This is a genomic window from Pantoea jilinensis, from assembly GCF_019104105.1.
Taxonomy (GTDB): Bacteria; Pseudomonadota; Gammaproteobacteria; order Enterobacterales; family Enterobacteriaceae; genus Pantoea; species Pantoea eucalypti.
Window position 1 is genome coordinate 3,004,413 of record NZ_CP077746.1, and the last position, 26,123, is coordinate 3,030,535.

22 protein-coding genes and 1 pseudogene are annotated in these 26,123 nt (G+C 48.0%); 1 reads left to right on the top strand and 22 read right to left on the bottom strand.

What is annotated here, in order from left to right:
- Nucleotides 1-102 precede the first annotated feature (102 nt).
- Together KTJ90_RS14200 and KTJ90_RS14205 are read right to left on the bottom strand one after the other, a co-directional pair.
- The gene (locus KTJ90_RS14200) at nt 103-1,107 is read right to left on the bottom strand and encodes a DUF481 domain-containing protein (protein WP_499025081.1); all 1,005 of its coding nucleotides are present in this window, start codon (nt 1,105-1,107) and stop codon (nt 103-105) included.
- Between the two features lie 117 nt (nt 1,108-1,224).
- Complete coding sequence (locus tag KTJ90_RS14205) at nt 1,225-1,821, bottom strand: DUF1349 domain-containing protein (RefSeq protein ID WP_003854078.1); 597 nt, start codon at nt 1,819-1,821, stop codon at nt 1,225-1,227.
- Nucleotides 1,822-2,174: 353 nt separating this feature from the next.
- On the opposite strand from KTJ90_RS14205, the gene KTJ90_RS14210 reads away from it, so the two are divergent.
- Complete coding sequence (locus tag KTJ90_RS14210) at nt 2,175-2,411, top strand: DUF2171 domain-containing protein (RefSeq protein WP_003854080.1); 237 nt, start codon at nt 2,175-2,177, stop codon at nt 2,409-2,411.
- 172 nt (nt 2,412-2,583) lie between these two features.
- Here the strand turns inward: KTJ90_RS14210 and ddpX are convergent, their stop codons facing one another.
- From ddpX to tssB, 20 genes and pseudogenes are all read right to left on the bottom strand, one after another.
- On the bottom strand, nt 2,584-3,165 hold the full coding sequence (ddpX, locus tag KTJ90_RS14215) for a D-alanyl-D-alanine dipeptidase (RefSeq protein WP_082040827.1): 582 nt from the start codon (nt 3,163-3,165) through the stop codon (nt 2,584-2,586).
- Nucleotides 3,166-3,390: 225 nt separating this feature from the next.
- The gene (locus KTJ90_RS14220; RefSeq protein ID WP_156137287.1) at nt 3,391-3,882 is read right to left on the bottom strand and encodes a hypothetical protein; all 492 of its coding nucleotides are present in this window, start codon (nt 3,880-3,882) and stop codon (nt 3,391-3,393) included.
- 182 nt (nt 3,883-4,064) lie between these two features.
- Nucleotides 4,065-5,030, bottom strand: a complete 966-nt coding sequence (locus KTJ90_RS14225) for a hypothetical protein (protein ID WP_438477149.1) — start codon at nt 5,028-5,030, stop codon at nt 4,065-4,067.
- Between the two features lie 94 nt (nt 5,031-5,124).
- Complete coding sequence (locus KTJ90_RS14230; protein ID WP_442844140.1) at nt 5,125-6,030, bottom strand: hypothetical protein; 906 nt, start codon at nt 6,028-6,030, stop codon at nt 5,125-5,127.
- Nucleotides 6,031-6,171: 141 nt separating this feature from the next.
- Complete coding sequence (locus KTJ90_RS14235) at nt 6,172-7,494, bottom strand: VasL domain-containing protein (RefSeq protein ID WP_105099424.1); 1,323 nt, start codon at nt 7,492-7,494, stop codon at nt 6,172-6,174.
- On the bottom strand, nt 7,491-10,043 hold the full coding sequence (gene tssH / locus KTJ90_RS14240) for an ATP-dependent Clp protease ATP-binding subunit (protein WP_499025089.1): 2,553 nt from the start codon (nt 10,041-10,043) through the stop codon (nt 7,491-7,493). Before tssH ends, KTJ90_RS14235 begins: the two co-directional genes overlap by 4 nt.
- Nucleotides 10,044-10,064: 21 nt before the next feature.
- Complete coding sequence (locus tag KTJ90_RS14245) at nt 10,065-13,526, bottom strand: type VI secretion system protein (protein WP_499025091.1); 3,462 nt, start codon at nt 13,524-13,526, stop codon at nt 10,065-10,067.
- Nucleotide 13,527: 1 nt separating this feature from the next.
- Nucleotides 13,528-14,154 (bottom strand): DotU family type IV/VI secretion system protein, encoded by a 627-nt coding sequence (locus KTJ90_RS14250; protein ID WP_499025093.1) that lies wholly within the window; start codon nt 14,152-14,154, stop codon nt 13,528-13,530.
- A complete protein-coding gene (gene tssK, locus KTJ90_RS14255; RefSeq protein WP_008924975.1) occupies nt 14,151-15,542 on the bottom strand; it encodes a type VI secretion system baseplate subunit TssK in 1,392 nt (463 codons plus the stop codon). The genes KTJ90_RS14250 and tssK overlap by 4 nt, the downstream gene beginning before the upstream one ends.
- Complete coding sequence (locus KTJ90_RS14260; RefSeq protein ID WP_154925868.1) at nt 15,539-16,195, bottom strand: type VI secretion lipoprotein TssJ; 657 nt, start codon at nt 16,193-16,195, stop codon at nt 15,539-15,541. Before KTJ90_RS14260 ends, tssK begins: the two co-directional genes overlap by 4 nt.
- Nucleotides 16,192-17,247, bottom strand: coding sequence for a type VI secretion system protein TssA (gene tssA, locus KTJ90_RS14265; protein WP_008924973.1), 1,056 nt, complete (start codon nt 17,245-17,247; stop codon nt 16,192-16,194). Before tssA ends, KTJ90_RS14260 begins: the two co-directional genes overlap by 4 nt.
- A gap of 12 nt (nt 17,248-17,259) precedes the next feature.
- Entirely contained in the window at nt 17,260-17,559 is a 300-nt protein-coding gene (locus tag KTJ90_RS14270; protein WP_181162220.1) for a PAAR domain-containing protein, read from the bottom strand.
- On the bottom strand, nt 17,559-18,071 hold the full coding sequence (locus KTJ90_RS14275) for a DUF6931 family protein (RefSeq protein WP_008924971.1): 513 nt from the start codon (nt 18,069-18,071) through the stop codon (nt 17,559-17,561). Before KTJ90_RS14275 ends, KTJ90_RS14270 begins: the two co-directional genes overlap by 1 nt.
- 11 nt (nt 18,072-18,082) lie before the next feature.
- Entirely contained in the window at nt 18,083-20,071 is a 1,989-nt protein-coding gene (locus KTJ90_RS14280) for a type VI secretion system Vgr family protein (RefSeq protein ID WP_008924970.1), read from the bottom strand.
- 4 nt (nt 20,072-20,075) lie between these two features.
- A complete protein-coding gene (gene tssG / locus KTJ90_RS14285; protein WP_008924969.1) occupies nt 20,076-21,011 on the bottom strand; it encodes a type VI secretion system baseplate subunit TssG in 936 nt (311 codons plus the stop codon).
- Complete coding sequence (gene tssF / locus KTJ90_RS14290) at nt 21,002-22,804, bottom strand: type VI secretion system baseplate subunit TssF (protein ID WP_485522275.1); 1,803 nt, start codon at nt 22,802-22,804, stop codon at nt 21,002-21,004. The genes tssG and tssF overlap by 10 nt, the downstream gene beginning before the upstream one ends.
- 14 nt (nt 22,805-22,818) lie before the next feature.
- Nucleotides 22,819-23,226 (bottom strand): GPW/gp25 family protein, encoded by a 408-nt coding sequence (locus tag KTJ90_RS14295; RefSeq protein ID WP_499025100.1) that lies wholly within the window; start codon nt 23,224-23,226, stop codon nt 22,819-22,821.
- Nucleotides 23,227-23,271: 45 nt separating this feature from the next.
- Nucleotides 23,272-23,766, bottom strand: a complete 495-nt coding sequence (locus KTJ90_RS14300; RefSeq protein ID WP_008924967.1) for an Hcp family type VI secretion system effector — start codon at nt 23,764-23,766, stop codon at nt 23,272-23,274.
- A 29-nt stretch (nt 23,767-23,795) separates the two neighbouring features.
- Nucleotides 23,796-25,261 (bottom strand): annotated as a pseudogene (gene tssC, locus KTJ90_RS14305) (type VI secretion system contractile sheath large subunit).
- Nucleotides 25,258-25,743 (bottom strand): type VI secretion system contractile sheath small subunit, encoded by a 486-nt coding sequence (tssB, locus tag KTJ90_RS14310; RefSeq protein WP_003854105.1) that lies wholly within the window; start codon nt 25,741-25,743, stop codon nt 25,258-25,260. The pseudogene tssC and the gene tssB overlap by 4 nt, the downstream one beginning before the upstream one ends.
- Between the last annotated feature and the right edge of the window lie 380 nt (nt 25,744-26,123).

The following is a 26,123-nucleotide window of genomic DNA, read 5'->3' on the forward strand; positions in this document are numbered from 1 at the left end:
TTCTGCATTCCTGTTGTGACAGTACATGGAGCTTAGCTAATGCCGGGCCTGTAACCGGATAAAAACCGTAAGGATTTGCTGCGGCGTTGCGCAATCTGCGGATTACCACTTTAGCCCAAGCCCGGTGGAGAAGATGCCTTCATTCAGGGTATCCGGTATGCCGCTGACCAGGTTGCGATGATAGCCAATATGCAGGGTTGACCAGGAAGTCAGGCTATAGCGCATTCCGACTTCCGCATCCAGCATAAATACCCCGTCATCGTCCAGCGAATGGCCGATGTCGCCATTGCTGTAAAGCGTGACCGACTTGCCCAGCAAATAGCGCTGATAGTTCCAGCGTACTGAGCCGCCAAAATGTCGCTCTTCCCTGTCATCGCTGTAGCCATACTCAAAGGCACCGCCCAGCAATGAGAGTGAGAACGCGCTGAGTTCAGTGTCCCACAGCTGATAGCCTGGCCCGGTACCGATCAGCGCCTGCCGGGAGAGATTCTCAACCCAGTCGCGCTTGTAGGTCGTGCGGGTCTGCCAGAAATACTGCTCCCTGACAAGGTAATCAAAGGCATAGCGCAGGCTGTAGTTACTGGTGTTGATGCTGTCGTTTTCCTGCTCGCGATTGAAGGTCGCGCCGATGTCATGCCGCCATTTTCCCTGGTTGAGTTTGGTGTTAAGCGCAAAACTGTAGTCATCCGTTTTGGTCGAGGCTTTTTTGACTTTGACGCCCGCATCGATGTTGCCGGTCCAGGCGAGCTGATCGGTGCGTACTTTGGCTTTCATAAACTCGTCAATACGCCTGAGGGAGACCTGCTGCTCCTGCTCGTTGCGCTCAACCCAGACATAGCCGGGATCGGACGAGCTGAGCCGCACCTGATAATGCTCACCGGTATGTTTGTTTTCGACATTGACCGGATTCTCGCTGGCGAGCGTGCTGACCGCATTCCAGTCCAGCGTGACGGTCCCGGCATACTGTGTCTCTATACCCAGCTTGCCGTCACTGAGATAACGAATCGTGCCCGTCAGCCGGTCGCCATTATTCAGCCAGACGGTATCGGCTGCGGCCTGCTCTGCCCATCCGGCACAGCAGAAGATGACCAGCAGTCTGGTCAACAAGTTGGAACAACGCATGGCTTTCCCTGTAAAAGCGTTGTCCTGCATGGACGACGCGTCACCGCAAATTCTGACCCGACAATTAAGCCGATTCTGCGATGATAAGCAATCTGCCCAGGGTTATGACAGGTCGTGCAGTGCTTTACCGAGCGGCGGAGTCAGCGCGAAATCCATAAAGCTAACCCCCAGCCCTTCGCGTTCGGGCGAGCAGCCCATCACGCCGACAAAACGCCGCCCCTGACCCGGCCACGGGCAGAGTCGCAACAGCGGCCATATCTCTCCATCAGTGGAGTACTGGATCCTCAGCGCGGCATTTTCCAGCGTGGCTCGCATCCAGAACTGACGCGCATCGCCTGGAAAAACGCCGGTAGACCAGTCAGAAAACTCACGCGTGACCACGCTGCCAATGGCGGGCTGGTCATCGTTGAACTCAATACCCGCTTTAACCCAATGCGTTTCACTGTCCTGAATGAACAGACCAGCCTGATCATAGAGCTGACTGAATTCTGCCCTCACCTGCACCTGAACGGTGAAGTCGTTTTCTACCCAGAAGCCAAAGGCGTGGCCGCTGTGCCGTTCGAAGCCGTACCAGGTGCGCTGCCAGAAATCACTGTTTAATGCGGTTTCGAACTGCAACGTATTGCCATCCAGACTGTGTACCGGCGGCTGATTAATCCAGACGCCGCCTTCGGTGGTCAATGAACTGACTGCTGTCATAGGGACTCCTTTCTGTACGTTAAACCGCCCGCGATCAGGTTGCTCTACCGCAAGGCGATGGGTCTGATTATCATAGCCTTGTTGTTAAACGCGCGGCAGACTCACGAAGCTAATCTGATTAAAGTGATGTGGCAGATGAACAGGTCAGAATGCCTGATGCAACAGACAAATCCGCCTTATCTGCGGTTTCGCTTATTTTTCTTTCACACACTTATGAGGGGAAATAATATCGACCAGGACCAGTGCACTTAACTATTTCATTTTGTTAATCGCCTGGCTAAAAACGTATTTAACTACCAGGCTTGTTTTGTCTGAGGTCAACTTAACTCATCAAATATAAGGATTAAGCCACCATGGTAGATAAATCAGAGATTCTGGATCACGCACAGGTTGTTGATGTAAATGGCGAACATGTCGGTATTGTCGACCATTTTGAAGGCGACGACAAAATTAAACTGGCGAAAAGCGACCCTGAAGCAGGCGGCAAGCACCACATTATTCCATTCAGCTGGGTTAAAGAAGTGGATGACAATAAAGTCATTCTCTCTAAAGCCAAAGCGGATGTTGAAAGCGAGTGGCAGTCTGCATAAATCGTTAGCCGTGGCGCCTGCCACGGCTTATTTTTTATTACTCCAGAAAACCGCTGTAAATGACAACGTCATTCCGCCCTGCCCGAATTTATTTATTTAATCACTCTGCTTATATTAAACAGCGCGATACGCATCTCCCTGCACTCATTATACCCCTCCTGTTTATAACGCTTCAGATGTTGATATTTTCAGCATGAGGCGAGGAATAACAGTGAAACGCACCGTCAATCAGAGGATAGTTATCTGAACCGGGCAATTCAAAATGCCACCATTCGGTTGCAATACTGCTGAAGCCACCGCCCAGCATGATGGCATTAAGCATTAGTCGGTTGCGCTGTGCCTGAACAGGCACCGCAGGATGATAAGGATGAGAGTGCTCACTCATCTCATCGAAGCCGGTGCCCATATCCACGATCTCACCGCGCTCATCGATCAGCGTCACGTCTACCGCCGTTCCGCGACTGTGGTTTGATCCACGCGAAAGCGGCACAACATAGTCAGGATTCGGACAGGCCTGCCATAAAATAGCCTGCGCAGCAGGTGGCCGATATGCATCGAGGATCAGCATCTTATAGCCCGCCACACCGGCGATATTGATACATTTTGCCAGCGCTTTCGCCGCATCAACGTGCAGCAGACAACGCGCGTCGCGATAGATCGGCTTACCGGTGAGGTTGTCAGCGGTGGCATATTTGAGATCGATGGCTGACTGAGGAAAGACCTCAGCGATATCAACAAGACTCTGACTTTCCATGATGGGGTGCTCCTTGTTCATAAAATTTTAGGGTTCAGGTATCTTTGCTAACGCATTCTTCCAGACCGTAATGAACGATCTATTTCCTTTACCAATTCTGAGGTATTTGCAGGCATTTGCCAGATTCTGTAGTGAATGAATCTTTCTGGCACTCCTGGACATCCTGCTTTTCAAAAAAAACAGTAGTCTAAAAAATCACATGTCTATCATTAACAAAAAATTACTTCAAAAAATCTCATTAAACTTACTTTTAGGCAAGAGTAATTTTACTGCCGGAATAAAATTAATATCAATGAGTTCTGCTTTTGGCATATAATGACCACTGTTATTCGACCAGCTTTTCAATACACCATTAATAAAATCCACTTCACCCGCAAAAAACACATCTTTATCAAGACATATTGAAGTATGGCCCTGTATTGGTTTGATAATATCAGAAGCAAACGTCCGGTAACCATCAGGTACGCCACAGAAGACCTTTCCTGGCGAGAAAGAGGGAATAACAAATAAAAATCGCCCATAAGGTTTCGGGATATTAACTTTCCTTTCAGGCATCACAGGGACAAAAAAATAATCATTGTCAGACAACCTCCTTAGCTCAAGGATTTGCTCTGGGCCCGCAGGTTCTTGTAAGGATAAAAATGAATTGATTGTCTTCATTTTAGCACGATGATTAAATATATTTTTTAACTTATCACGTTGAGTGCTTGTTAACATAAACATTACCTTTTATAGAAAAATAAAAGCATCCACCAGAAAAAAATAAGAGAAACCTCACCCTGAAAACACCGCCATATTCTTCTTAAAAGCTAAAAAACCAAAAGAAGATATTTATGGAGTGTATGTTTTAACCCCAGCGTTTTCAGGTGTGATATCAAACATGTTATTAAAATTATGCCTTAACGTTGCAATTTATGAACATCTGTTAAAAAGGGTATTTCCTTATCGGTATCTGGCGCAGGAACCTCTTTTAATTTATAGATAAACGCGCCGTATGTAGCACCCAGATAACGTATTTTTTCATAAGTATTTACTGGACAGACCTGAAAATAAACTTCTGGCGGATATAACACTTCACCTTCATCAATCCATGCTGATATTTCTGCACCAGAGTATCCCTCCACGATAAAGACAACTTTTTTATCTCCTTCAGAAACAGATCGGGAATCATATTTTCCTGCGGAAAACTCTCTGGCAACAAGCTGATATGTGGTAGTGGAAAGAAATTGATCTGTGGTTACAACGGTAGAATGCTGACTGTAATAATCGAGCAAAGTCACAAACTGTGATGACGCCAGAACGCCACGAAACGTTGTCCCTTTTCTTTTTCTTTCCAATAGCAGATTTTTAAGCAGTAATGTTGAAAAGCCCGCAGACAACCTGCCCTGTAATCTCATGCTTCTTACAGTAAAATCAAGGCTAAACCCATAACCTCTGGCAGCTTCTTCGCTTTCACGCCTGAACTTTTCAATGACATCCTCCATACTCATGGTAAGTGGTTCAGACACAAGCCGCTGAACTGGATTGAGACGTCGTCTTAAGGGCGTATTATAGTAATTACCTGAAGTAACATAGGTTGCTACCAATGCCCTGTGAAGGGTTTTTATGGGGCTGATTGCTTTTTCTTTTTTTACAACCATCCGGTTTCGCACTATAAAATCCTTTTTACAATACCCTTTTGATATAGCCATACTTCTTATTTTTGACTGAATAACATTATCACTACCCCCGAAATCCCAGTTGCATTCTTCAAACTCAACTTCGCAGTTAGTATATTTTGGGAAATAACACATAATCAATGCCTGTAGTTCCAATGCCTTGTTAACCTGCAATGGATTGCTGGCCACACACTTTTTTTTATCCATACGTATCTCCTTACTAATTAACGGATAACAGGGCTGGCAGGAACATTCTCCCGGCACCTTATGAATAATCAGTAAAATGTTAAAAATTTAGCTTTCATCTAAGCACATAAGAGCTACCATCAACTGTTATAAACCCTGCTTTTTCAATGTGATATGAAAAATTAAGCCTCCTTAATCCAGGATGTCTTCCCATCGGAAATAGAAGTCTGTTACTAGCATTAATCCTGAGGATTTTTTTTATAAACTCCATGTCCTCTTCAAATTTTGACAGTGTTTCTTCGTCATATTCCCCTTTGATCAAAAGCTTTATAAGATAATTTGGTCTGAATGAAACCCCTCTTAGCTTTATCATTTCAGTACATGGGAAGTCCATATACATCCGTACGCCTGTCTTCCCCACAAGAAGTATTTCGTTATAATTACCCGCACTGGAAACAATTTTTCTCAAGAATTCATTTGGATGACGTAAAATATTATAAGGACCAGACATTTTGAAACCATGATCATTAGGTCTTTCTATCCCTTTAAAAATACTTTCGGTCAATGCCGCTTTATCCAGAACACGTCCATGCGGAACATTACCTTCAAGCCCTGAAAAATTATTGAATCTCACATCACTATGATGCGTACCCAAAATATTTTGTACCGGAACACGAAGATTGAGTTGAATATCCAGAGGCACCCGACCTTCCATAATACCGTTAGAATTCGACACTACACCTGTACAACAGGCAGATATAACATCCCATGATGATAGAACCGCTTCTACAGTCTTTGTTAAAAAAGGTGAGTTTGTGTTCTTTTTTCCAATGGCAGAAACGCTTCCGCGGGAAGAGATACAGTGTGCGATCATTAAATCTGGTCTTGCTTTTTTATTTAATTCATAATCCCACGCCCGTAATATATCGCTATTAATCTTTTCTCTTTCGTTTCTAACCTGAGTTCTCTCACTGAATTTTTTTAAACATTTCTTTGAAATACTTCTATCAAAGTTTATCATTTTAAATCTCATGTTTAGTATAATTTTACACGGGTGATGCTAGCTTAGCGTTGCCAGCCACCTCAAAATAACAAAATCAAATCAGCTTTATTTTTTCAGAAAAAACATTACGTTCATTAAAGAGCATAATCCTTTTGGGACTTAATGATTTTCTTGTGCTGGCTTATCATTTTGGTTCACTGACAATACATACAAAGCATTTAAAGCAGACAAGGTTTTTGCAACAGACTCCAGAATTTCTTTACGGCTGCCTTCTTTATCCTCTGCTGAATATCTAAGCAGTTCTTCTGGTGGTACGCCTGAACTTTCCAGTTTTCTGCGTATTTTCCAGGAAAAGCTTTTCAGTTCAGAAATCGTTAAATATCCTCCTTTTTTCTGTTCTGCATTGGCCAGTTTTAAATCAAATTCGTCCAGATCGGCAGTAACCTCTTTGTAGTTCCACGTTGAGGGTAAAATGTTAGCCTTAGCCTGCAGTTTATACTTCCATTTCTGACTGACTGAATTATCAGGCCATGCATTTTCAAGACGCTGAGCAAGAATATCGCCCTTGCGAAGTAATTCATCGTTTGGACGATCCGCAATCCATGTCAATAATGACGCCGACTTATGCAATATTTCATCACGATGACTTTCCAGTTCTTCCTTATCTATCCCCTGCCATGCTAATGCTGTCAGTGCATCGTCACCCGGAAAATCCTGAAGTACCCCAGCAAGCTTTTCGGTAACTCCTGGTTTTTCCATGTATCTGATGCCGGACATTAACAGCATGGTCGCCAACATACCGCCAATAATACCTGCACATCCAGCCTGAATAAGATGCTTTCTTTTTATGCTGCTCCCCTGGACAGAGGAATTGGTTTTAATATTGATCGGAGATAATTCTGGCCGTATATCTTTATCAATTTTTAAATGTGCAAGGCTTAAAATCAAAGAAGAAGATGCTTTACTGCGAACCTGAAGAAAATAATGCATATTTTTTAAAGAGTTTCTGCAACGCGCATCCGTTTTCACCGCTTCGTCATAAAGCAGTGCAATACTTTCAGCAATACTACTGGCCACGGCCGTAAAATTATCATCACAGTCAAGCTGGTAAATACTGGTCACTACGTGTGTATTCAGCCATTCAAGCAGATATCGTCGTCGATCCGAATCGACGACCGGAGGCCAGCAATATTCGGATGCCTTGCCGCGCCATACTCTAACCAGGATATTGAGTCCCTGCGCCAGACCTCTCCAGCCGTCCAGCTTTAAGCTCATCAGACAGAACCAACACCCACTCTGCAAATCATACCCATACTTACGCCAGTATGCCCGGCACTGGCTATCCAGCGTTTTCCATTCACTTTCACTCATCCTGCGAATATCTGCATTCTGCATGGACCAGTTGATTTCAAGAAACTCCGGGCTCTGTCTCGGATCTTTTTTATTAACTTTTAGCGCCTGAAAACCAGTGCCTGAGTTCATTTTCTTTTACTCTGTCGATCTGTAACGATGGCAAGATCTTTTCCCGTAACCTGCACCCGGATATGCAGGTTTCCGCTGCCGTCAGCTTCGAGCAAATAATCGGTCACCAAAGGCAACAGGCTTTGATTGATTACAGTATCAACATCACGCGCGCCACTTTGCCTGACATGACAGCGGTCAGCGATATACCTCACTACTGCAGGACTGTAACTGAGAGATCTCTTCTCACCGTCTCTGCCAGAAAAGCGCAGGCTGATTTTTCTGAGCTTAGCGTTGATAATATTATTAAGCGCCTGGGCACTGAGCGGTAAGTAAGGGAGCAGGGTCAGACGCCCCATAAACGCCGCTGGAAATACGCGGCTGAATTCAGGTCGTATCTGGCGGACTAATGCATTGATATCAGGAGATTCCTTTTCTCCTGCCGCCATAATTACATCATCAGCCAGATTACTGGTCAGAATGATGAAGGTGTTGCGAAAGTCGATAGTTTGCCCTTCACTGTCCTCCATGACCCCTTTGTCAAATACCTGATAGAAAAGTTCGATCACATCTCTGTGTGCTTTTTCAACTTCATCAATCAGAACAACGCTATAGGGTTGTCGACGCACAGCCTCAGTCAGTACGCCACCCTGTCCATAGCCGACATAGCCAGGGGGAGAGCCTTTCAGGCCGGCGACAGAGTGTGCCTCCTGGTACTCAGACATATTCAGCGTTATCAGCCCTCTACTTCCGCCGTACAACATTTCTGCCAGGGCCAGTGCTGTTTCTGTTTTACCTGTCCCGGAAGGTCCGGCCAGCATAAAGACGCCCATTGGCTTTAACGGATCGGCAAGACCCGCCCGACTGGTTCGAATCTGCCGGACAATTGCCTCAAGCGCATGTGATTGTCCGGTAACCCGTTCGCACAAACGTTCATACAGAGTATTCAGCGGCCCCTGTTTTTGCTCCAGGATTTGTTCCACCGGAATCCCCGTCCACCCGGCAATAATTTCTGCAACGCATGCCGCATCAACACGCTCGAAGACCATAGGTTGCTGTTTGTGCATTACAGACAGTTTCTGCCGCAGGCTTGCTTGCTGCTCAGAATTTTGGCATTGAGCAATCCGGGCAACCAGGCTCTGCTGTTCTTTCCATACCGGAGTCAGAATGGTCAGGTCTTGTTTGATTTCAGCTTTACGTTGATCCAGCCAGGCAATACGTGTTGCACATCCACTGTCCAGAGAGAGGCTACGGCGCTCAAGTGAGATATTCCTCAGCATGACATTCAGATCTTCAATCTCTCGTGGCTCGTCGCTCTGGGATAAAGCCACCCTGGCACATGCCGTATCCAGCAGCGTGACTGACTTATCAGGCAACTGCCGGCCCGGAAGATAACGGGCAGAGAATTCAACAGCAGCCACGATTGCCGAATCAGGGACTGGAATACCATGATGACTGCTGATGGCGGGTACAATCGACCGCAGCATATTAATTGCCGTGTCCCGGTCGGGTTCCGTCACCCTGACTATCTGAAAGCGGCGGGCAAGCGCAGCATCCTTTTCAAAATATTTTTTGTACTCGGACCACGTTGTAGCACCGATCATGCGTAACTCTCCCCTTGCCAGGGCGGGTTTTAGCAGGTTGGCCGCATCGTTCTGGCCCGCAGTCCCTCCTGCTCCAACCAGCATATGTGCCTCATCAATAAAAAGAATGATCGGCACGGGGTGTGACTGAATGTCACAGAGCAGGCTTTGCAGCCGATTTTCAAATTCACCTTTTACGCTGGCTCCAGCCTGTAACAGGCTGAGATCAAGTGACATGATATCCATTTTTTTCAGTGCGTCTGGTACGGTACCGCTGACGATGCGCTGCGCTAATCCCTCAACCAGTGCTGTTTTACCGACGCCAGGTTCACCCGTCAGGATTGGATTGTTCTGACGCCGACGAAGTAATACATCTATCATCTGGCGGATTTCATTCTCACGCCCTGTAGCGGGATCCAGCTCTCCCCGGCGCGCTTTCTGAGTCAGATTATGGGTGTATTTCAGCAATGCAGGCCCACCAGATGGCACACCTTCTTCCGTGTTATCTTTTTTCTGGCCCGTACCTGAGTATTCAGCCATGAGTGCGTCAACCTTCAGCACGTCACAATGCAGTGCCTGACGAACCTCTGTCGGAAGAGGCAACGTAACATCGTCCGGGTCAGCAAGCAGACAACCAATAAACGCCGTGGCAGGAAGATGCCGCTGATGCCAGCAAATGCTGGCATGCAGCCATGCTTTCTCAAGATGCCGGACAAGGGACTCAGACAGTACGGGTCCACAGGTATTGCCGCTGCGCTGCTGGTTCAGACTATGCGTCAGCGCGTCTGCCAGCTGGTCCCCTCTGAGCCCCGCCACCAAACACAGCTGTTCAAGCAATACCGTCTGAGTAGTGATTAGCGCCAGCAGTAAATGCTCAACACTCACCTCATGGTGAGTCCGGCTAACGGCCTGACTCACTGCCGCATTCAGGCAGTACCGCGCATCGGCAGAAAAGACTTCCGTAATTTTTTTCAAATACTGACTCATCTTTTTTTCCTGATTTTTATACTAAATGAACAGTTCATCCGACAGCTGGTCAGGGGCAACTTGCAATTTTTGCAGGAAGGCGGGAAAGCAGGTGTTTCTGCTGTTCAGAAAAGCGTCCATCGCCGGATTGAATGAGAGACGCTTGCTGCGCGCTATTATTCTCATCAAGTGCGTGTTCAAGCGCCTGCCATTGCCGCCAGGTCTCCTGAACATCAGCCTGGCTGGCTGATAGCGAACCATAATTTGTTTAATACCCTGCGCACGCAATAATGCAGCCTGGTCGGAAAAATCCTCCGCCTGATAAGTGTGCTGCCCTTCTGCTATATCGTTGAGGAAATCTGGCCAGGCACTCTCTCCTGTGTAGTTATATTCAAGGCTGAAGCCGGGAAACTGAATAAGCTGTGCCACCCGGCCGCAATGACCCGGCCGCCATCTGAAAAGCGCCTGTTCATCGAAGTTCATACTCTTCAGTACCCAGCGTTGATCGTCACAAAAAAGAGTAAGTTTTGTGCCGACAGGCATTAGCCCGGCACCACCAGGTACTGTGGCTGGCAGGCTATGCAGGCTCAGTTCTCTGGGCGTGCTCTCCAGCTGTTTCTGCTTATCTTCGAGACTTTTCTGCTGGGCTCTGAGCAGGGCTAATTTGTCATCCTTACGGGTTTTATCCCGCTCAGGCATGGGCAGCAAATCATCGGGATTGAGTTCCGCGTTTATCAGGGAGATAAACGATTGGTTCAGCTTTATATGCTGGCCTTCAAATTTGCCTGCTTCAGCACCGTTCTTACCGATAGCGAGAACATGTTTTGCTGAATCACGCATAAAGGAGGAAATATATTGGTGTGCGAGAGCCTGTTGTGCCGGATAGTCTATTCGCCTGGCGTTCTGCTCCAGTGGCCATAGCACCGTGCTTTGCCATTGATGCTGTAACCAGCATCCACTCTGTTGCATGGCATGAGCGATTATCAATTTTTTATCCTGCCCATACAGTGTCCAGACCGCGCCAACACCGGCATCTGGCGTCACAAAGATCAGGTTTTTACGCAATGCAGTGAAACGCTTACTCAGTGCAGGAAGTGGATTGTTTTCGTTTCCCTGAACAGGGGCAAACAGACCTGACGTCAGCAAGGGAGTATCTGATGGCGAATTAAGTGCATCTGATACGGCAGAATGTAAACTGCTCTGCCAATCCGTCCACGACTGTGCCTGTAAGCCCGCGTCAGTAATAACCTGAGCGCCCTTGCCCTTTTTAAGCCACTCCCCGAAGACAAAATCCAGCTCCTGCTTGCGCTGACTGAACTGTCGAACCAGCGTTCCTGAAACACTGTTCGTCTGCAATTCAACCAGCTTTCGCAGCTGTAACAGCCAGGGCGAAGCGTCAGCATGACTGATGTCTGCAAGCTGCTGATTTACCATACGCGCAAGGCCTGTTGCAGGACTGTTTCCCTGGGCAATATTGAGCAAGATATCAGACCACTGTTGCTCACTCAGATCCGAAACAGGCAGTCTGTTCAGCTGTATAATAAACTTAATCCAGGCCGACTGACGTAGTGCAGGCAGGCGTTGTTCAAACCGTGCCAAGGCGGGTAAGTCTATTTTTTTACCTGCTGCGTAGTGAATCTCTTTCAGCCAGCGGTAAATTTGTTGCGTCCCCTCCGCTGTCCAGATGCCATCAATGCTAACTTTGTCACCACTTCCTGGAAAAAAGCTTCCCGAACGTACAGGCGAAATCTGCTGAGTTGATGCCAGCAGCCATCGCCACTGTGGATCGTCACTGACAAGTTCACCCAGTAAACGTCTTAAACGGGATATCTGTTGTTCTCCTCCATTACGCAACAAAAGTGCACGCTGGAGCAGCAAACTCTGGCGTGGAGTCAGGGAAATATCGCTAGTCATCATTGTCAGGGCAGGAGATATCGGTGACTTTCCTGATGACGAAGCCAGTGCGTTGCCGTTCAGAAGGCTTTCTTTTGCCACAACAGCACGAGCAAGTTCCAGGATGAGTTCACGTTGTTTTTCCGGAACGGCCAGTTTGAAATCCTGGTGGTAACGGCTGATAACCTCGCGATCATCCTGATAATGAATCACCGAATAGGATAATATCCTATCCTCAATCTCGTCCTGGCGGGAATAAAGCACACTTATGAAAGGTAAATAGCGGACCGGATGCTGAAGAGCAGCATCAATCGATTCCAGCTGAGAAAGAGAGCTAATTACATCACTGCTTTTATCGGTATCAACAACATGAAAGGTCATTGTCGCGCTAATCAACAGCAGAAATGTAACTATGCTCGCGATAAAAAGCGTTCCCCTGCGGCTCAAAAAGCCGCGGACAGGGCATGTGTATAATATTTTGCTGTTGCTACTGATAAATGGCAGCGTTCTGGAAAACAACTCTCCTGTAAAATAACTCTTTCTCTCATTTGATGTGTTGCTAACAGGTTCTGTTGCCGTAAACCAGATCCCGCCTAATGCCGGGACCGTAGAGTCTGAACTGACATCATCCCCACAGATGGACGCAATATATTGATGCAATACAGGCTGAAGCGACTGCATCTGCTCAGGCATGTCCAGCAGAAAAAGTGTATCAGCATCAGGCTTTGCTCCGGAAAACATGCTGATACGCACGTTATTTAGCCCCTCTCTCATGGCATCGAAAAGGGGACTGAGGAATGAGGGATCACGGCTATCAATCGCGGGAGGCGTGAGCCAGAAATATCCCAGAGGCTGGTGCTGTTGTTCTGGTGATAGCGCACTTATCCAGCGGCTGAATCCCGGGATATTTTCACACTCTGTCACCAGGACATAAACCGGCAAACGTCTTCTGGTTTTATTCAGCAACGGCTCCAGGCAAGCACGTATACGCCTCCCCCTGATGACAGGCGGCTCATCGCGAAGATTCAGCAATTCGGTAACAGAAATGCAGACGACAACGCCGGCCGGCGGCGGAGCCGCATGAAACCAGCTCGCAGTTCGTTTCCAGACTTTTTTCACACATCCGGACTCAGAAAATAGTCCGGGCAGTTCCAGAAATGACAGTGGCTGGAAAAACCACCACCGCAGGGTTCGGGCTGGCGTGATCTCCCGATTTTCCCGACATCCCGAAGCTGGCATCATCTCTGACCCCGACAGCAGGGTTGAATGACTGTTGCCTGCTGCGGTAATAAAAAACCAGGGATAGACCTTATTTATTCTTTTGGCTTTTTTTAATCTACGTACGCCCGATCTCCAGTGTGTATACAGGATCCGTTCTGTACGGGAAAATACATGGCGGGAAAAAAGCTTCTGAAAATAATCCTGTTTTTGCAAGGCGGATAACGATTTCCGAAGCAGACTAACCAGACAAACAGAAAAAATAAAAAAAAACCATAAAACAATGGCGTAAACAAGAGATATTTCCATCCATACTGACAGGAAAAGGCAAAAGATGAAAAGAATGCACAGCAAAACCGCCCAGATTATAACGGGAATTATCTTTTTTAACATATTAGTTCCGGATTAACAGATGCAGTCCTGAAAGAGTTGTCAGATAAAAAATAGCACCAAATAAAAACAATGATGTTTTGTTATGAAAAAAACGCAACCTCTGAAAAGACTGGCGCGAATTTAATTCGACGTCCGTTGCTATAATTCTCGCAACACCGGGCCAGGACTGCCATTCATCTGGAAGACATTTCCTTTCATCACTGATACGCAACTGTAATTCATCGCTCCTCTTATGAGCATACTTCCCCTGGAAACCCATGAGCAAACAAAAAAGGTAAACCTGCCGCAGGTCCTTATTCACTAAATCAATTCTATCAAGACGGGTGTAAAATTCCTCGCCCCCGATCGCCGTCCGGAACCTTTGACTTTGCAGCATGCTGGTGCGCCATTCATTTACCCAGTCCGGTGACGTTTTTAATACCATTTCATCAAGCCATACAATCACCGAAAAATGTGAATCCTCACAGTCCTGCAGGCTGTATAATAATTCTGAGTTCAGCATAGCCTTATCCAGCAATGTAATGCACTCATTTCTGAAATGATTACAGTCAGGATAATCCTCGGGCGTCAGACTGAACTTTATTCCCATACTGAACACAGGTAGATAATGATTTAACAGAGAATTCATTCTGCCCCCGTAAAAACCAGCTGCACTTCCAGGTCATCCGGCATTTCAGGAAAATAAAACGCAACCTCCCCATTTTCAGCTACAGAACGCCACTGGTCAGAATTGTGGTGTATGTGAAAATAATAATAATCGTTGCGAACAGGCACTCCCCGAGGTGGATTTTCGCAGGCGGTGAGCGCTACCCCTGGCAAAGCATGTCGAATCAATCCGTCAATCGTATTACCCGAGGCAAGCTTAAAGCCTGCCGCACTGAACTGACCACTTTGGCTCAGGATTTTTTCCGAAGTACGTAATAACAATAAAACATCGCCTTTCTTCAGTTCCTGATTTTTCGTTATCTCTCCACAAAATATGCCATTCTCATTTTTCAGCTTTATATACGTGCTGTCTTCAAGCACCAGGCTGTTCATAAGCATAGTTAACGTCGTTCTCAGACGATAAAATGAGTCAAATAGTTTTTCATGATCATAATACAGGGCGATATTTTCCTCCCCTTTCCATTCTCCCAGACAATTACAACAATCACTGAATGAGGAAAGTTCGCCGACAAGCTGACTCAGTAAATTATAAATACTCCAGGGATGTACCTGAGCAGCCGCCATGTAATTTTTCAGCACGGGTAATGCGCGATTAAGAGAGCGCATAGTCATCAGTTGAATTAGCTGATCGCTCCGTTCCTGACGGCTGACCAGCTGTTCCGGACGCTTATATTCTTCGAGTTTCCGGGTTCTGGCTCCGATTTCGAACACAAGGCTCTCAATGAGCTTATGCAGTGAGGGGCTGCCACAGAGCGTAACGGCAGGAGGTGAAAACATTGAATCAAAGACCACTTGCTCACCCTCATGACACAACCTTACCAATGGGATGCATTCACAGTTGGTTGCGGCCTCTTTTTCCTCGCTCGTCAGCAACAAAACATTATATAAGATACGGTTTACTTCAGTTTCAGGACCGCTACCATGCACGTCTTTCATCAGAGGAGCGTTTGCCATACTCAGCCAGCGAGTTACCACATGGCTGTTTTCCTTTTCTGGCAACGTCACATTACAGTGGGCAGCGTCAAACCGCGGTAATGCCAGCCATAACGTTAAAGGATGATCGCGAAGTTTCCAGGCATCACGAAAGTTTCTTTTTTGAATACGACAGTTTCCGGGGTACGTCAGATAATCTCCACCCGGAAGAAAGAAACTAATGCTATCAACACTCATGACATAATCGTTCAGAGCAGCCCTGTTCACAGACATCTCACTAATCCCGTAGTTATAAGGTTGCGCCTGCTGCCGATGACGGGCATGCAACCATGCATAATGGAGATCGAGCGACTGTAAATGTTGAGGTTGCAGATAAAGTCCAGAATGCCAATAGATCTGTTGTTCTTCAGCGTTCATTGTTTATCTGCTCCGCTATTTTTTGTCTCAGTCAGATCAATGTCAGGCAGGCTGACATCCGGAGCCTGGCTTTTCTGAACGTTTTTCTGTGTGCTGATAATTCCCTCACTTCCCAGCGTGATTGCCAGAGATAATGGTGAAAGTTCGCGATGCCAGACGGGATTCAGCCATCCTGTCTTGTATTTCCTTACAGGAATATCTTCCTGGATCTGGTGCTGTTTACCCGGGAATGGGTAGTACCCTGCAATCAGCGCCATGTATCGCGTGTGCATTGCCCTGTCGACATGCAACGTGGTTGTCTGTCCCGGCATCATGGTGTAACGATCAATCTGTAAAACTGCGTGGCCGTTTGCCGCATCCGTCCCGACTCCTGCCCCCGCAAACAGGCTCTTTACTTTCACAGGATTGATGAGTATCTGTTCAAGCGTTTCGGCTTTTGCAGCCTGAAGCAATAAAATAGTGCAACTGTTGGCCATGCCGTTGACCAGATTCAGGTCAGGCCTGGCATTTAGCGTTACGCTAATGGCTCCAGCTGAAAACGGCGCTGACAGATCTGGTTTCGCTGAATTTTGCAAACTGCTCTGATGTCCCGCACAACCTGACAACATCCATATCAGGCTGAAAAAGCACAGATTTTTCCCTTTTATAATCATTCCTTCCCTGGCCCCGTTAGCACGTTATTAATATCCTGAAGAGTGTTGTTATCACTCAGCATCTCTTCCAGCCATTCCGTCAGCGTCATGTCAGCCCAGCGGGCAGCTCGCTCCATTAAAAATGGAACCGGACTCGAGGGCTCAGACTGACGAAAAAAATGAGCAATCGTTAACATTTGGGTGATCGCCAGATCGCGAGACATTTGCTGATTGCCTGATCCTGAAGCCAGCTCATTGGTTTTTAACACAGGCTGTTCGTCATTCCGTGCGAGAACATTAAGCGACATGACATCTTCGCTGGTTGGTGTCACTAACCCGGCCAGTCGTTGTGAAAATGCCTGCAGGTCATTAATTCCCTGAGCTGTCTGCCCTAGTGCTGGTCCTTCTTTTTGCGGATTCAGCGTCTGATATGTGGCTTCAAAATCTGCAAGACATACTGACAGCAGTAACAATTCATCAGACAGTCGTGCTAACTTTTCCGCTGACTGCCGGGAGGCCCAAAGGTGAAACGTTTCGGCTGAAAAATCCTCGCTGCCGCGTTCACCCGGAGCCATTGACGCCTGATGTTCATAAGCCAGTACCTTCCGCCAGTATTCGAGCGTGCTTTCAGGCTGACTGAGCAAAGGAAGCTGAATAATCAGATCAGACAGTTGCCGATCAAGCCGGCTGACGATGGCATGACTAATCAACAGGCCATCGTCATCGTCTTTCCTGGGCCAGCCACTGTCCCAGTAACGGGCAACAAAACGATGCAGAAAAGCAAGGCCTTCCCTGATACCGACAATCCCGTATTGCTGGCTGGTCCCTTCAACCAGCCAACAGGCGACCTGCAAGTCTTTACTGGTTTCACGCAGTATTGATGCGCTAAGACGTATTACTTTTGGCCAGTCGGCTTTACGCAGGGGTGTCCGCCATTCGTCCTGTGGCAGAAAGTCCGGATCGCTCTCACGCGCCTGACGGATCTCTTCATATACAGATTCATATTCCATGCATCTGCCCGCTGGCTGCCCTCCGGGCAGGGGCAAGAGAAGCTCGTCTAAATCAATTTTCATCCCTATGCCCTTTCATGAAATCAGCACTGTGACGCAACCTGCGACAACCGTTCCACCATGGGCACAGATGTCCCCCATACGCGCCGCTGGCTTACCACCAATGAATACGCAGGTACTTCCCGCCACTAAACTGTCTGGTGGCCCCACACAGATGGCAAGCGATCCCACTGTCGCTGCAGGCACGCCGCCTATCAGCACCGTGGGTGTACCGGGCGTTGATACCGCCCCTCCCACATGAGGAATTGGCGGCACTCCCGGAGTGACCATCGGGCAGATATGCATATCGCCGACTCGTGCTGCTGGCTGTCCCATCATTCGTTCTCCTGCACCGGAAGCCAAAGAGAATAGAGTTGCCGTGCGCCAAAATCCGGCGTATCGGGTCCGGCAAGCCTGATGCTCAGGAGTCGCAACACGGTACAGAGCATCAGGGGCGTAAGATGTTCGTCAGCATATACAGCTTCATATTCCGGCTGCGTCAGGCTTCCCGTCCAGAAAATCGCCAGGCCAAGAGCACCTGCAGGTGTGGAAAAACCCAGCGATTCAGCCTGATGAAAAATACGCCAGCGGTAGTTATCCTCGTAGGTTTTAAGCCAGTTACTGATATCGGCTTCAAATGCATGGGTGGATTCACCCGGCGGCAGCGTGCTGACTGAATGCGGTAGCAGCCAGGCAATCAATTTCTCAGCCGTACACGCGTTTACCCAGTACCCAAGCGCGTCTTCCCAGTGCAAAGCGGTCAGCAGGCTATGCATGTTTTCATGCCAGGACGCCGAATCCCGAATCTTCGCAACCCCTTCCGGGGATAAAATCTTAGACACAGTCATTTTTGTCATCCTCAGCCAATCATGACCACGCCACCTTTGACCTGGGTCATGCCGCTTCCTTTGATCGTGACCATTGCACCACCCAGTTCTGCCGTGGCTGTCCCTTCAATTTTGATGGTGGTGCCGCTCAGCGTTATTCCGGCCGGGGTAATGGAGATTTTGCTGCTGCCCACTTTCAGCTCAACCGCCTGGGTTGACTCGATAACACAGCGCTTATCTGCCTTTATTGTGCTGCCTCCCCCGGATATGCTGAGTGAATGGCTTCCGTCTTTCAGATTTTGCTGCAGGTGACCATTAATTTTCAGGCTGTAATTCCCCTGCTGCAGACCCAGCGCCATGTTTCCCTGTTGAAGGAGGGTGTTAAAATCTCCCTGTTCCAGGGTCAGGTTACAATTTCCCTGATGCAGAATGAGCGCATCGTTTCCTTTGGTGATTTCCGTGGAGCGATCAGAGCCGATGGTCTCTTTAACCGCAGAAGTAACGGCCGTCGTCAGATTATTTTTGACCACCACATCCATATCTTTTTGGGCGACGAGAGTTAGCTTTTCTTCTCCTTTTTTGTCGTCAAAACGGAGCTGATGCCCCTCTTCCACTGAACCATTGAGAGAACTTCTTGATACAAATCCCGCCTGTTCTTTCTCACCGGGCAGGTTAAGCAAAGGAAGGTTCCTGCCGTTGGAGACGGTGCCGGTAACAAGCGGATTGTCAGGATTGCCGAGCAGGAAACTAACCACCACCTCACTGCCGATGCGGGGGATGAACATGGCACCGAAGCGCGCGCCGCTCCAGGGCTGAGATACCCTGACCCAGCAGGAACTGCTGTCATCATTCTTATTTTCGCTGTCCCAGGGGAACTGTATTTTTATGCGGCCGTACTCATCCGTATGCACATCTTCAGAGGCAGGACCGACCACAGTCGCCGTAAGTACTCCGGGTATGTCAGGTACGGGCGTGACACACTCAGGCCGCCACACTCTGGCGGTATCAAAAACTGACGCGTTACACTTAAAATCGGGTAAACCATCATCCAGGTTGCTGACAGCCTGAAATGTCAGGGAATGCATAATATATTCGCCTGCCTGATCAGGCAGCGACGTGAGACAGAACGTCTCGCCGCAACTTAGCCACCATGCCTGAATGCGGGCATGCGCATAGCGGGTCTGCGCTTCAAGCTGCTCCATTTTCAGCCGTGCAGCGCTTTGCAGCGTCTCCCGGTCACTCAGGTCATACGCATCAACGAAACTGATCCCCTGAGCACTGTATTCCAGGTTATTACACAGACATTCGCCCTCTGCGGTAGCCGCCTGTTCGAAACTGAACGCTTTATAATGAACAGAAGACACTGCCAGACTTACACGGGATGACCAGCTCGAAATGCCGCCATCCTCACCCTTTCCCGCTTCAGGCTGATAGGCCAGCTCAGGTGTTATTGCACGGTAGTGACCGGATGGATGATCGGCCAGGACAAGCGTATGTCGATCTTTGGTCTGGCAGAAGAAATAGTAAATTCCTTCCTGCTCAAGAAGTCGGCTGATAAAATCAAAGTCCGATTCACGGTATTGAATACAGTATTCATGCGGTGCATAACTGCCATGTAACCGCAGGTCAATATCGGTGATGTTATTCCCGCGTAACAAACGACACACCAGGTCGGGTACCGTTATATTCTGATATACGGACAGATTACGGCCCATTTTCAGCAGAGCCAGGCGAGGCTGTAACCGTGCGTGCCAGGTACAGATCCCCCTGTCATCGCTTTCTTCTTCCATTTCTGTTACGACCCCCTGCACATAACGCGAGCGCTGTCCTGAACCAACATGGCAGGCAAGTTCCTCACCCAGCAAACTCGCCGTTTCTGACGATGTCAGTGTTGAACGAAAGCGGATTGTGAAGTCGTACGGCGCAGACAACTGTTCTTTACCTTCCAGGGACAACAGAACCAGAGACGATGCAGACTGTCCGACAAAACGGATAAAGCGATTTTCCTGACCTGATAACATTTATTTATTCCTGTTCACGGCACACGGGTAAATAAACACGATGAAAACCTGGTCCGGGCTGCCCGAGACATAGATCCACACCGAGACATCCCCCCGGGACGCCGTGGCGATCATGTTTTGTAATTATTTCGACCGAGAATGCCAGTCCGGGACCAACATATTCGCGAATGCGTTTTAACAGGTCGGCATAGAATTTTCCGCCAGGCAGATACTGTGGCGCATGACTTAATGGCAACGGGCCCAATTCCACTGTAAAGCCGGAAGCCCTGTCTCTGCGCATCTGACCCAGCATAGGGGCCTGTCCCAGAGTCAGCCTGACATGACCAAGATGACAACACTGCTCAGAAGGAACCTTCAGCCATCCTCCGGTGAAAGAACGCACTCGGGCGGGAACGGAAAAAAGGTTTTCCAGCCATGTTTCAAGGTTCAGGGCTGACCGCACAGGGTGCATAAAAAGACCTGCGAAGGCTTCATTCTGAAGCGCAGGAGCAGACTGCATGACGCCAGCCAGCCCCAGCAACGCCTCGCTGAGAGGGCGTTGACTGTTCAACTCATACGAGGCGTAATAGTGATATTTAAGCCAGGCCAGATAACGCAGGGCATGCAATCTGTTATTAAAGATATCAATAAATGCTTTCGCCGTTTTATCACCGTATCGGTAATAGCGCTCCAGCATCCATTCTGTATACGTCGTGGGTAGTGCTCCCAGAGCACCCGTCATTCCATACATCAGAACCTCAACCTGCCATACTCCCTCTTCCGTTCTGATAATTTGACCCACTTCGCCTGCTGGAGCGTCAAGTGAAAGAGGCGATACAAAACTGATATCACTGGTCAGCGATTTTGTTCCGTTACTCTCAGGTCGTTCCTTCAGGCGCCGCAACATCAGGCGAACCTGCTGGAAAAAGTTATATCGGCTGAAAATCGTACTTAAATCCACGACAGCCTCCCGCTCCGCACAGGCCACACTCGCCGGCTTTCCTGATGAAATTCGATGCAGGTTACGACCTGTGAAAAGCTGTTTACTGGTGCATAAAGCGAAAGAAAGTGCTCAATAAAACGACAGAATAGAAAATACTCAGGTTCTTCTGCGGCGGAACTTTGGAAAGTCACACAGATCTCAACCCCACGCGCCATTGACAGGGGATCGTTGCTCACCAGACGAGCGGTCACAGGTGTTACAACGACATGTCTGATTAATCCGATCAGCTGCTGAATAGCGGGATTATCATTAATGTTATATAGCGCAAATGTTTCTTTAAGGACCTGAACCCCGTTATCGCCGCTGATGAGCATATGATTGAGGGATAAATGCGAGATGAGCCGCCAGCGTGAAGCCTGTTTTACCGGCTGAGAGACGGTTCGCGTGGGCCGCGTGAGTGCCGTAATGGTCACTCCCGCTACTGCCAGATCCGACTCGAAATCCCCTTCAGGATTACCATTGCGTATGCTGGAGGGTATATCCCGGTCATAGCAGGTCAGTTCTATATTAATCAAGTCATTCTTCGGCGTCAGAGGCTTTTCACCGCGGTCGGAAAAAGCAATAAACAGGCGGTTTGCAGGGCCACTTTCATCAACGGTTTCACGCTGCATACACTGCCAGTATGTCCCCTGCTCTCCCCCTGTAACGGAATGCGACAGACCAAACAGCGGCGCGATATCCCTTGTGCTGATTTCATTACCCGTTTTGTGCGTGGCACAAACGCGGTTCACTGACCATATTCCTATAGCATCACCATGACGGATATCGGGTCTCACAGGATATTCCGCAGTATCATCGTGCGGAACCAGAGGTTCAGCGCGCATTGGAAAAAGGTTTACTGCCGGCGTACAGTGCAGCCGGAAAAAATGTCGGTCAACCGAGCAAGCAATTTTATCCAGCATTGCAACCATCGCGCACTGGCGAAAACGCAGCCTGAACAACATGACCTCATTCGATGTCACAGTGAGTCCTGCGGGCAGGCTGAAATCAATAAAATGGAACTTCTGAGGGAAATAAAAATAATCCTGAAGCAGAGCATAGACCGGTGATATACGGGGATCGCATTCGAGAATACTCTCTGCACGGTTAAATCCCACGACCTGAATATCAGATTCAGAAAGTAAATAATGCTTTTCTCCGCAAACCAGTGAAAAGGCTTCAATCTCATCATTTATCAGTGTGTAAAGTATATTCACTGCCAGACTGCTGCCATTAAGATAAAAGCGCAGTGAGGGTGAATTCAGGATTGCTCCCGGCCAGACCTGAAGCCGTAATTCCAGTTGCCAGCGCAGAGTGCTGTTATCAAACCTGAGACTTGTTTCCTCAAGCGTCATGGGCTCCATAATGACCGGGTAAAGCGTCCTGAAATGGCAGACATGCTCCTCTGATTGTCGGGTATAGAGCATTGTCCCGGCCTCAACCTCACAGCCAGTGGTCAGTCCGCTGATTCTTTTGTCAGGCTGCATCTGTACAATACATACCGACGGGTACGGCCGGAGAAACTGAGGAGCCAGAACGGTCAGCAGAGCTTCGGTTACTTCAGGCATATCCTCATCCAGACGCTGCTGAATTTGCGCAGTAACAAGTGCAAAAGACTCGATGATCCGCTCAACGTGCGGATCCTCGGACAGTCCATCTGACATGCCAAGACGTCGGGCAACCTTCGGAAAATGACGGGAAAACCGTTTTCCGTATTTTCTGAGATAGCTCAACTCATTCTGATAATAAGAAAGCAACTTCTTTGACAGCATGTCAGAAACCACTGTTAACGTAATGAGAAATGGCTGAGGACGTCATCCCATTCCAGATAAAAACGGATGAGAGCATTATTTTTTTCAGCCTCAATAATAAAGGAACTGCATCCATAACTTTCGTTTCCGGCGGACACCGTGACGTCTTTTAAACGCGGTTCGAAAAGCTGAAGCGCACGTAAAATGCGGGATTCAAGAATAATATTTCTATCACTTCTGGATATCCCTCCCGGAAACACATCGCTGATACCGTAGTTAATGACCGACTGACATATTTCAGGCATGTCTGAAACGTGGTAGTGCCGAGGCCTGGATGAGAGCAGCATCAATAGCTCCGCTGCGAGCACCCCGTCATCCGAAATAATTTCCGGGATTTCATCCTGGGCGACAGGATTATCATCAGACAGCAGCTGTAAAAGCATAATGTTCCCATAAGCAGCACGCTATAAAGCGCGCTGCCGCTTAACTTAAAGTTTGGTATTAGTGACTTGATTCCAGCCAACAGGACCCTGTTTACTGGTTGAACCTTCAGACGTAATCATACTGGTCTGGAACTTAACCGAGCCAAATACCATGGCAAGCTGCTCATCAGGTATACCGTTTGAATTATGCAGGCTGATGTTATGGCTGGTAAAAATGCAATTCTCAAATTCCCAGCGGCAAATTTCATTATCTTTATTGTCAGTTTTGACGTTCAGCGCAATAATCACTTTTTTAACGTTGGTTCCCTGCGCAACCATATCAACCAGTTGGGTTGATGTGGCATCCAGCGCCTTCGCAATAGAAATATCTTCAAAATGCACGCCGCTGCTATTCAGTTGCCCACTGCCATTATCAATACTGGCCTGGCTATGCACGCCCATTGATGCATGACCGATAGCAATCCACTGTTTATACTGTTTATCAGTTACAATTCCTTTTACACCGTCGATTTGCATAAATAGATTACTTGCACTGGACATATCTTCTCCTGGTTATAATACGTTTTTTATCAGCCTGCCGATGCAGGTAATTCAGCTACAAGCCGAAGCGACATCGTCAGTCCCTCAAGTTGGAAGTGAGGCCTCAGATAGGCCACGGCACGATAGCTTCCGGGACATCCACTACCTCAATCCGGGCTTCGCGCAGCGGATGGCTGGCCTTAATATGCAGGCCGACATTGTCAGAGCCCACCACATATTGATTAATCCAGTTTTGCAGGAAGTTCTGACATTCTGTTCTGGACATAAAACTGCCGACTTTATCCCGCACAATCGATTTAAGGTAATGAGCAAACCTTGATGTGGTCATAATGTACTGCAGTTGGTTTGATAACCGCGCATTCGCGTTTGCAAGGTTGGAGTCATATTTCCGCGGTTTATTTGCCGACTGCACAGCGAAAAAGGCGGCATAATCCGTTCCTTTGCAGTACACCAGAGGAATGAACCCGAGGTCTGCTAACTCTTTTTCACGGCGGTCGGAGATAGCCACTTCCGTTGGACACTGCAATACCTTCTCGCCGGTATGCGAAATGTAGTTATACACCGGCATCGACTTCACCAGACCACCACCTTCAACACCGCGAATAGCCGCACACCATCCATGATCTTCAAAAGCAGAAATCATTCGGCCGGCCAGTTCATAGGCGGCATTGATCCACAGATAGCTGGCTCCCTCACGGCTCTCGTCGATTTTCTCTTCGAAATTGAACATCTCTACTGGTGTTGTTTTGGCACCATAAGGCAGGCGACCTATAACCCGGGGAAGTGTGAGTCCAACGTAGCGGGCGTCGTCGCTCTGTCGGAAAGAACGCCAGCGGATATAGTCTGACGTGTCAAAAAGCTTGCCGAGATCCCGGGGACGCGGCATCTCCTGAAAGTTATTCATACCAAACATGCCGGCATCCGCTGCCGTGAGGAAAGGGGCGTGAGCCGCCGCCGCCACATGAGAAATCTGCTCCAGCAGATATAAATCTTCCGGCATGGCGTCGAATTCAAAATCGCCCACAAATGCGGAGTACGGCTCTCCACCAAAAGTGCCGTATTCGCTCTCATAGACGCTTTTGAACAGGACTGACTGGTCAAAATCAGAGGCAGATTTAAAATCGCGGATCAGCTCTTTTTTGGTACAATTCAACACCCGGACTTTCGTGTTTTCCGTAACGCTGCTCTGAACCAGCTTCTGCAGACCCCGCCACGAAGATTCCATTTTCTGAAACGCTGGCGCCTGCATGATTTTGCTGATCTGCGCCGAAAGAAGGGCATCAATGACTGTGATGCGCTCCTCAATGCTACCCACCAGGTCATTACTTACAACAACAGCGCCTGTTGCCACCTCACTGAGGAAACTATCAAGCTGAGACCTCAGCTTGCTGCGATCAGACTCACGCCTGATAGCCTGGGTATTGTCAATTATCTGATCAAGGTAATCGGCACTGACCGCCTCTGTGACTGCAGCCTGCATTTCCTCAGCACTCATTCTGCCTCTTCTCCCACATTATCAACTTTCGTTTCTGAAGGCTGATTGGCCAGCAGTTCCGCCAGTTGTTCTTTCAGGCGATCATTACTGGCTGTACGGTTGCGTAAATCACTCAGTTGCTCCCGCAGCTCAAGTAGTTTTTTCAGAGGCTCCACCTGTAGAGCTATATTTTCAGGAGCGAAATCCTCAATAGAATTGAAACGCAGTGCGACCGACAGCTTTCCATCGTCATTATTCAGTTCATTATCAACCAGCATTTCGATTTCAGGCTTCATGCCCTGCATCACTTCATTAAAATTGTCTTTATCAATCTGAACAAAGCGTCGCTCACGAAGGGGCTTTTTTTCATCCGAAAATTCGCCCATCACACCAATAACCAGTGGCAACTCTTTCTGGGTTTCCGCGCCACCAACTTCAACGTCATAGGTAATATGCACGCGTGGCGGCCGGGCCTTGCCCAGTTTACTTTGGGTTTCTGACATGAATTAAACTCACAGACATTAAGATCTCAAGAGAAAATTAGATTTTTAATATTTAAAAAATCCGCTCAGTTCACCAGCAAAATCGGTAGCAAGCTAAAAACAGCCCCATAGAAAAGATAATGGAATTTGGTGACATCTCAAATAAGTTGAATTCGGCTTATTAACCTCGCTTTTTAATTTTACCCACGCTCAGTGTTGACGTTCATAATCCTCGCTGTCACTTTGCTCTGGTTTATTAACATGATCAGATTCCTGAAGAGGACATTTGGTTCCACTGCAGTGGGTGTCCCAGCATGTATTAGTTCTCTGACATTTATCATGCCCGCAAGCCAGAGGATAAAATTAAACAGATAACTTTAATAGCTCACTTCGCCCTGAAA

Bases quoted from the DNA above. Each gene is read 5' to 3' on its own strand.
- tssB (WP_003854105.1), bottom strand. From the start codon at position 25,743: ATGTCAGAAACCCAAAGTAAACTGGGCAAGGCCCGGCCGCCACGCGTG.
- KTJ90_RS14220 (WP_156137287.1), bottom strand. From the start codon at position 3,882: ATGTTAACAAGCACTCAACGTGATAAGTTAAAAAATATATTTAATCAT.
- ddpX (WP_082040827.1), bottom strand. From the start codon at position 3,165: ATGGAAAGTCAGAGTCTTGTTGATATCGCTGAGGTCTTTCCTCAGTCA.
- tssF (WP_485522275.1), bottom strand. From the start codon at position 22,804: ATGCTGTCAAAGAAGTTGCTTTCTTATTATCAGAATGAGTTGAGCTAT.
- KTJ90_RS14250 (WP_499025093.1), bottom strand. From the start codon at position 14,154: ATGAATTCTCTGTTAAATCATTATCTACCTGTGTTCAGTATGGGAATA.
- KTJ90_RS14295 (WP_499025100.1), bottom strand. From the start codon at position 23,226: ATGCTTTTACAGCTGCTGTCTGATGATAATCCTGTCGCCCAGGATGAA.
- KTJ90_RS14260 (WP_154925868.1), bottom strand. From the start codon at position 16,195: ATGATTATAAAAGGGAAAAATCTGTGCTTTTTCAGCCTGATATGGATG.
- KTJ90_RS14230 (WP_442844140.1), bottom strand. From the start codon at position 6,030: ATGATAAACTTTGATAGAAGTATTTCAAAGAAATGTTTAAAAAAATTC.
- KTJ90_RS14300 (WP_008924967.1), bottom strand. From the start codon at position 23,766: ATGTCCAGTGCAAGTAATCTATTTATGCAAATCGACGGTGTAAAAGGA.
- KTJ90_RS14235 (WP_105099424.1), bottom strand. From the start codon at position 7,494: ATGAACTCAGGCACTGGTTTTCAGGCGCTAAAAGTTAATAAAAAAGAT.
- KTJ90_RS14225 (WP_438477149.1), bottom strand. From the start codon at position 5,030: ATGGATAAAAAAAAGTGTGTGGCCAGCAATCCATTGCAGGTTAACAAG.
- KTJ90_RS14280 (WP_008924970.1), bottom strand. From the start codon at position 20,071: ATGTTATCAGGTCAGGAAAATCGCTTTATCCGTTTTGTCGGACAGTCT.
- KTJ90_RS14275 (WP_008924971.1), bottom strand. From the start codon at position 18,071: ATGACTGTGTCTAAGATTTTATCCCCGGAAGGGGTTGCGAAGATTCGG.
- tssK (WP_008924975.1), bottom strand. From the start codon at position 15,542: ATGAACGCTGAAGAACAACAGATCTATTGGCATTCTGGACTTTATCTG.
- tssA (WP_008924973.1), bottom strand. From the start codon at position 17,247: ATGAAAATTGATTTAGACGAGCTTCTCTTGCCCCTGCCCGGAGGGCAG.
- tssH (WP_499025089.1), bottom strand. From the start codon at position 10,043: ATGAGTCAGTATTTGAAAAAAATTACGGAAGTCTTTTCTGCCGATGCG.
- KTJ90_RS14205 (WP_003854078.1), bottom strand. From the start codon at position 1,821: ATGACAGCAGTCAGTTCATTGACCACCGAAGGCGGCGTCTGGATTAAT.
- KTJ90_RS14245 (WP_499025091.1), bottom strand. From the start codon at position 13,526: ATGTTAAAAAAGATAATTCCCGTTATAATCTGGGCGGTTTTGCTGTGC.
- KTJ90_RS14270 (WP_181162220.1), bottom strand. From the start codon at position 17,559: ATGGGACAGCCAGCAGCACGAGTCGGCGATATGCATATCTGCCCGATG.
- KTJ90_RS14210 (WP_003854080.1), top strand. From the start codon at position 2,175: ATGGTAGATAAATCAGAGATTCTGGATCACGCACAGGTTGTTGATGTA.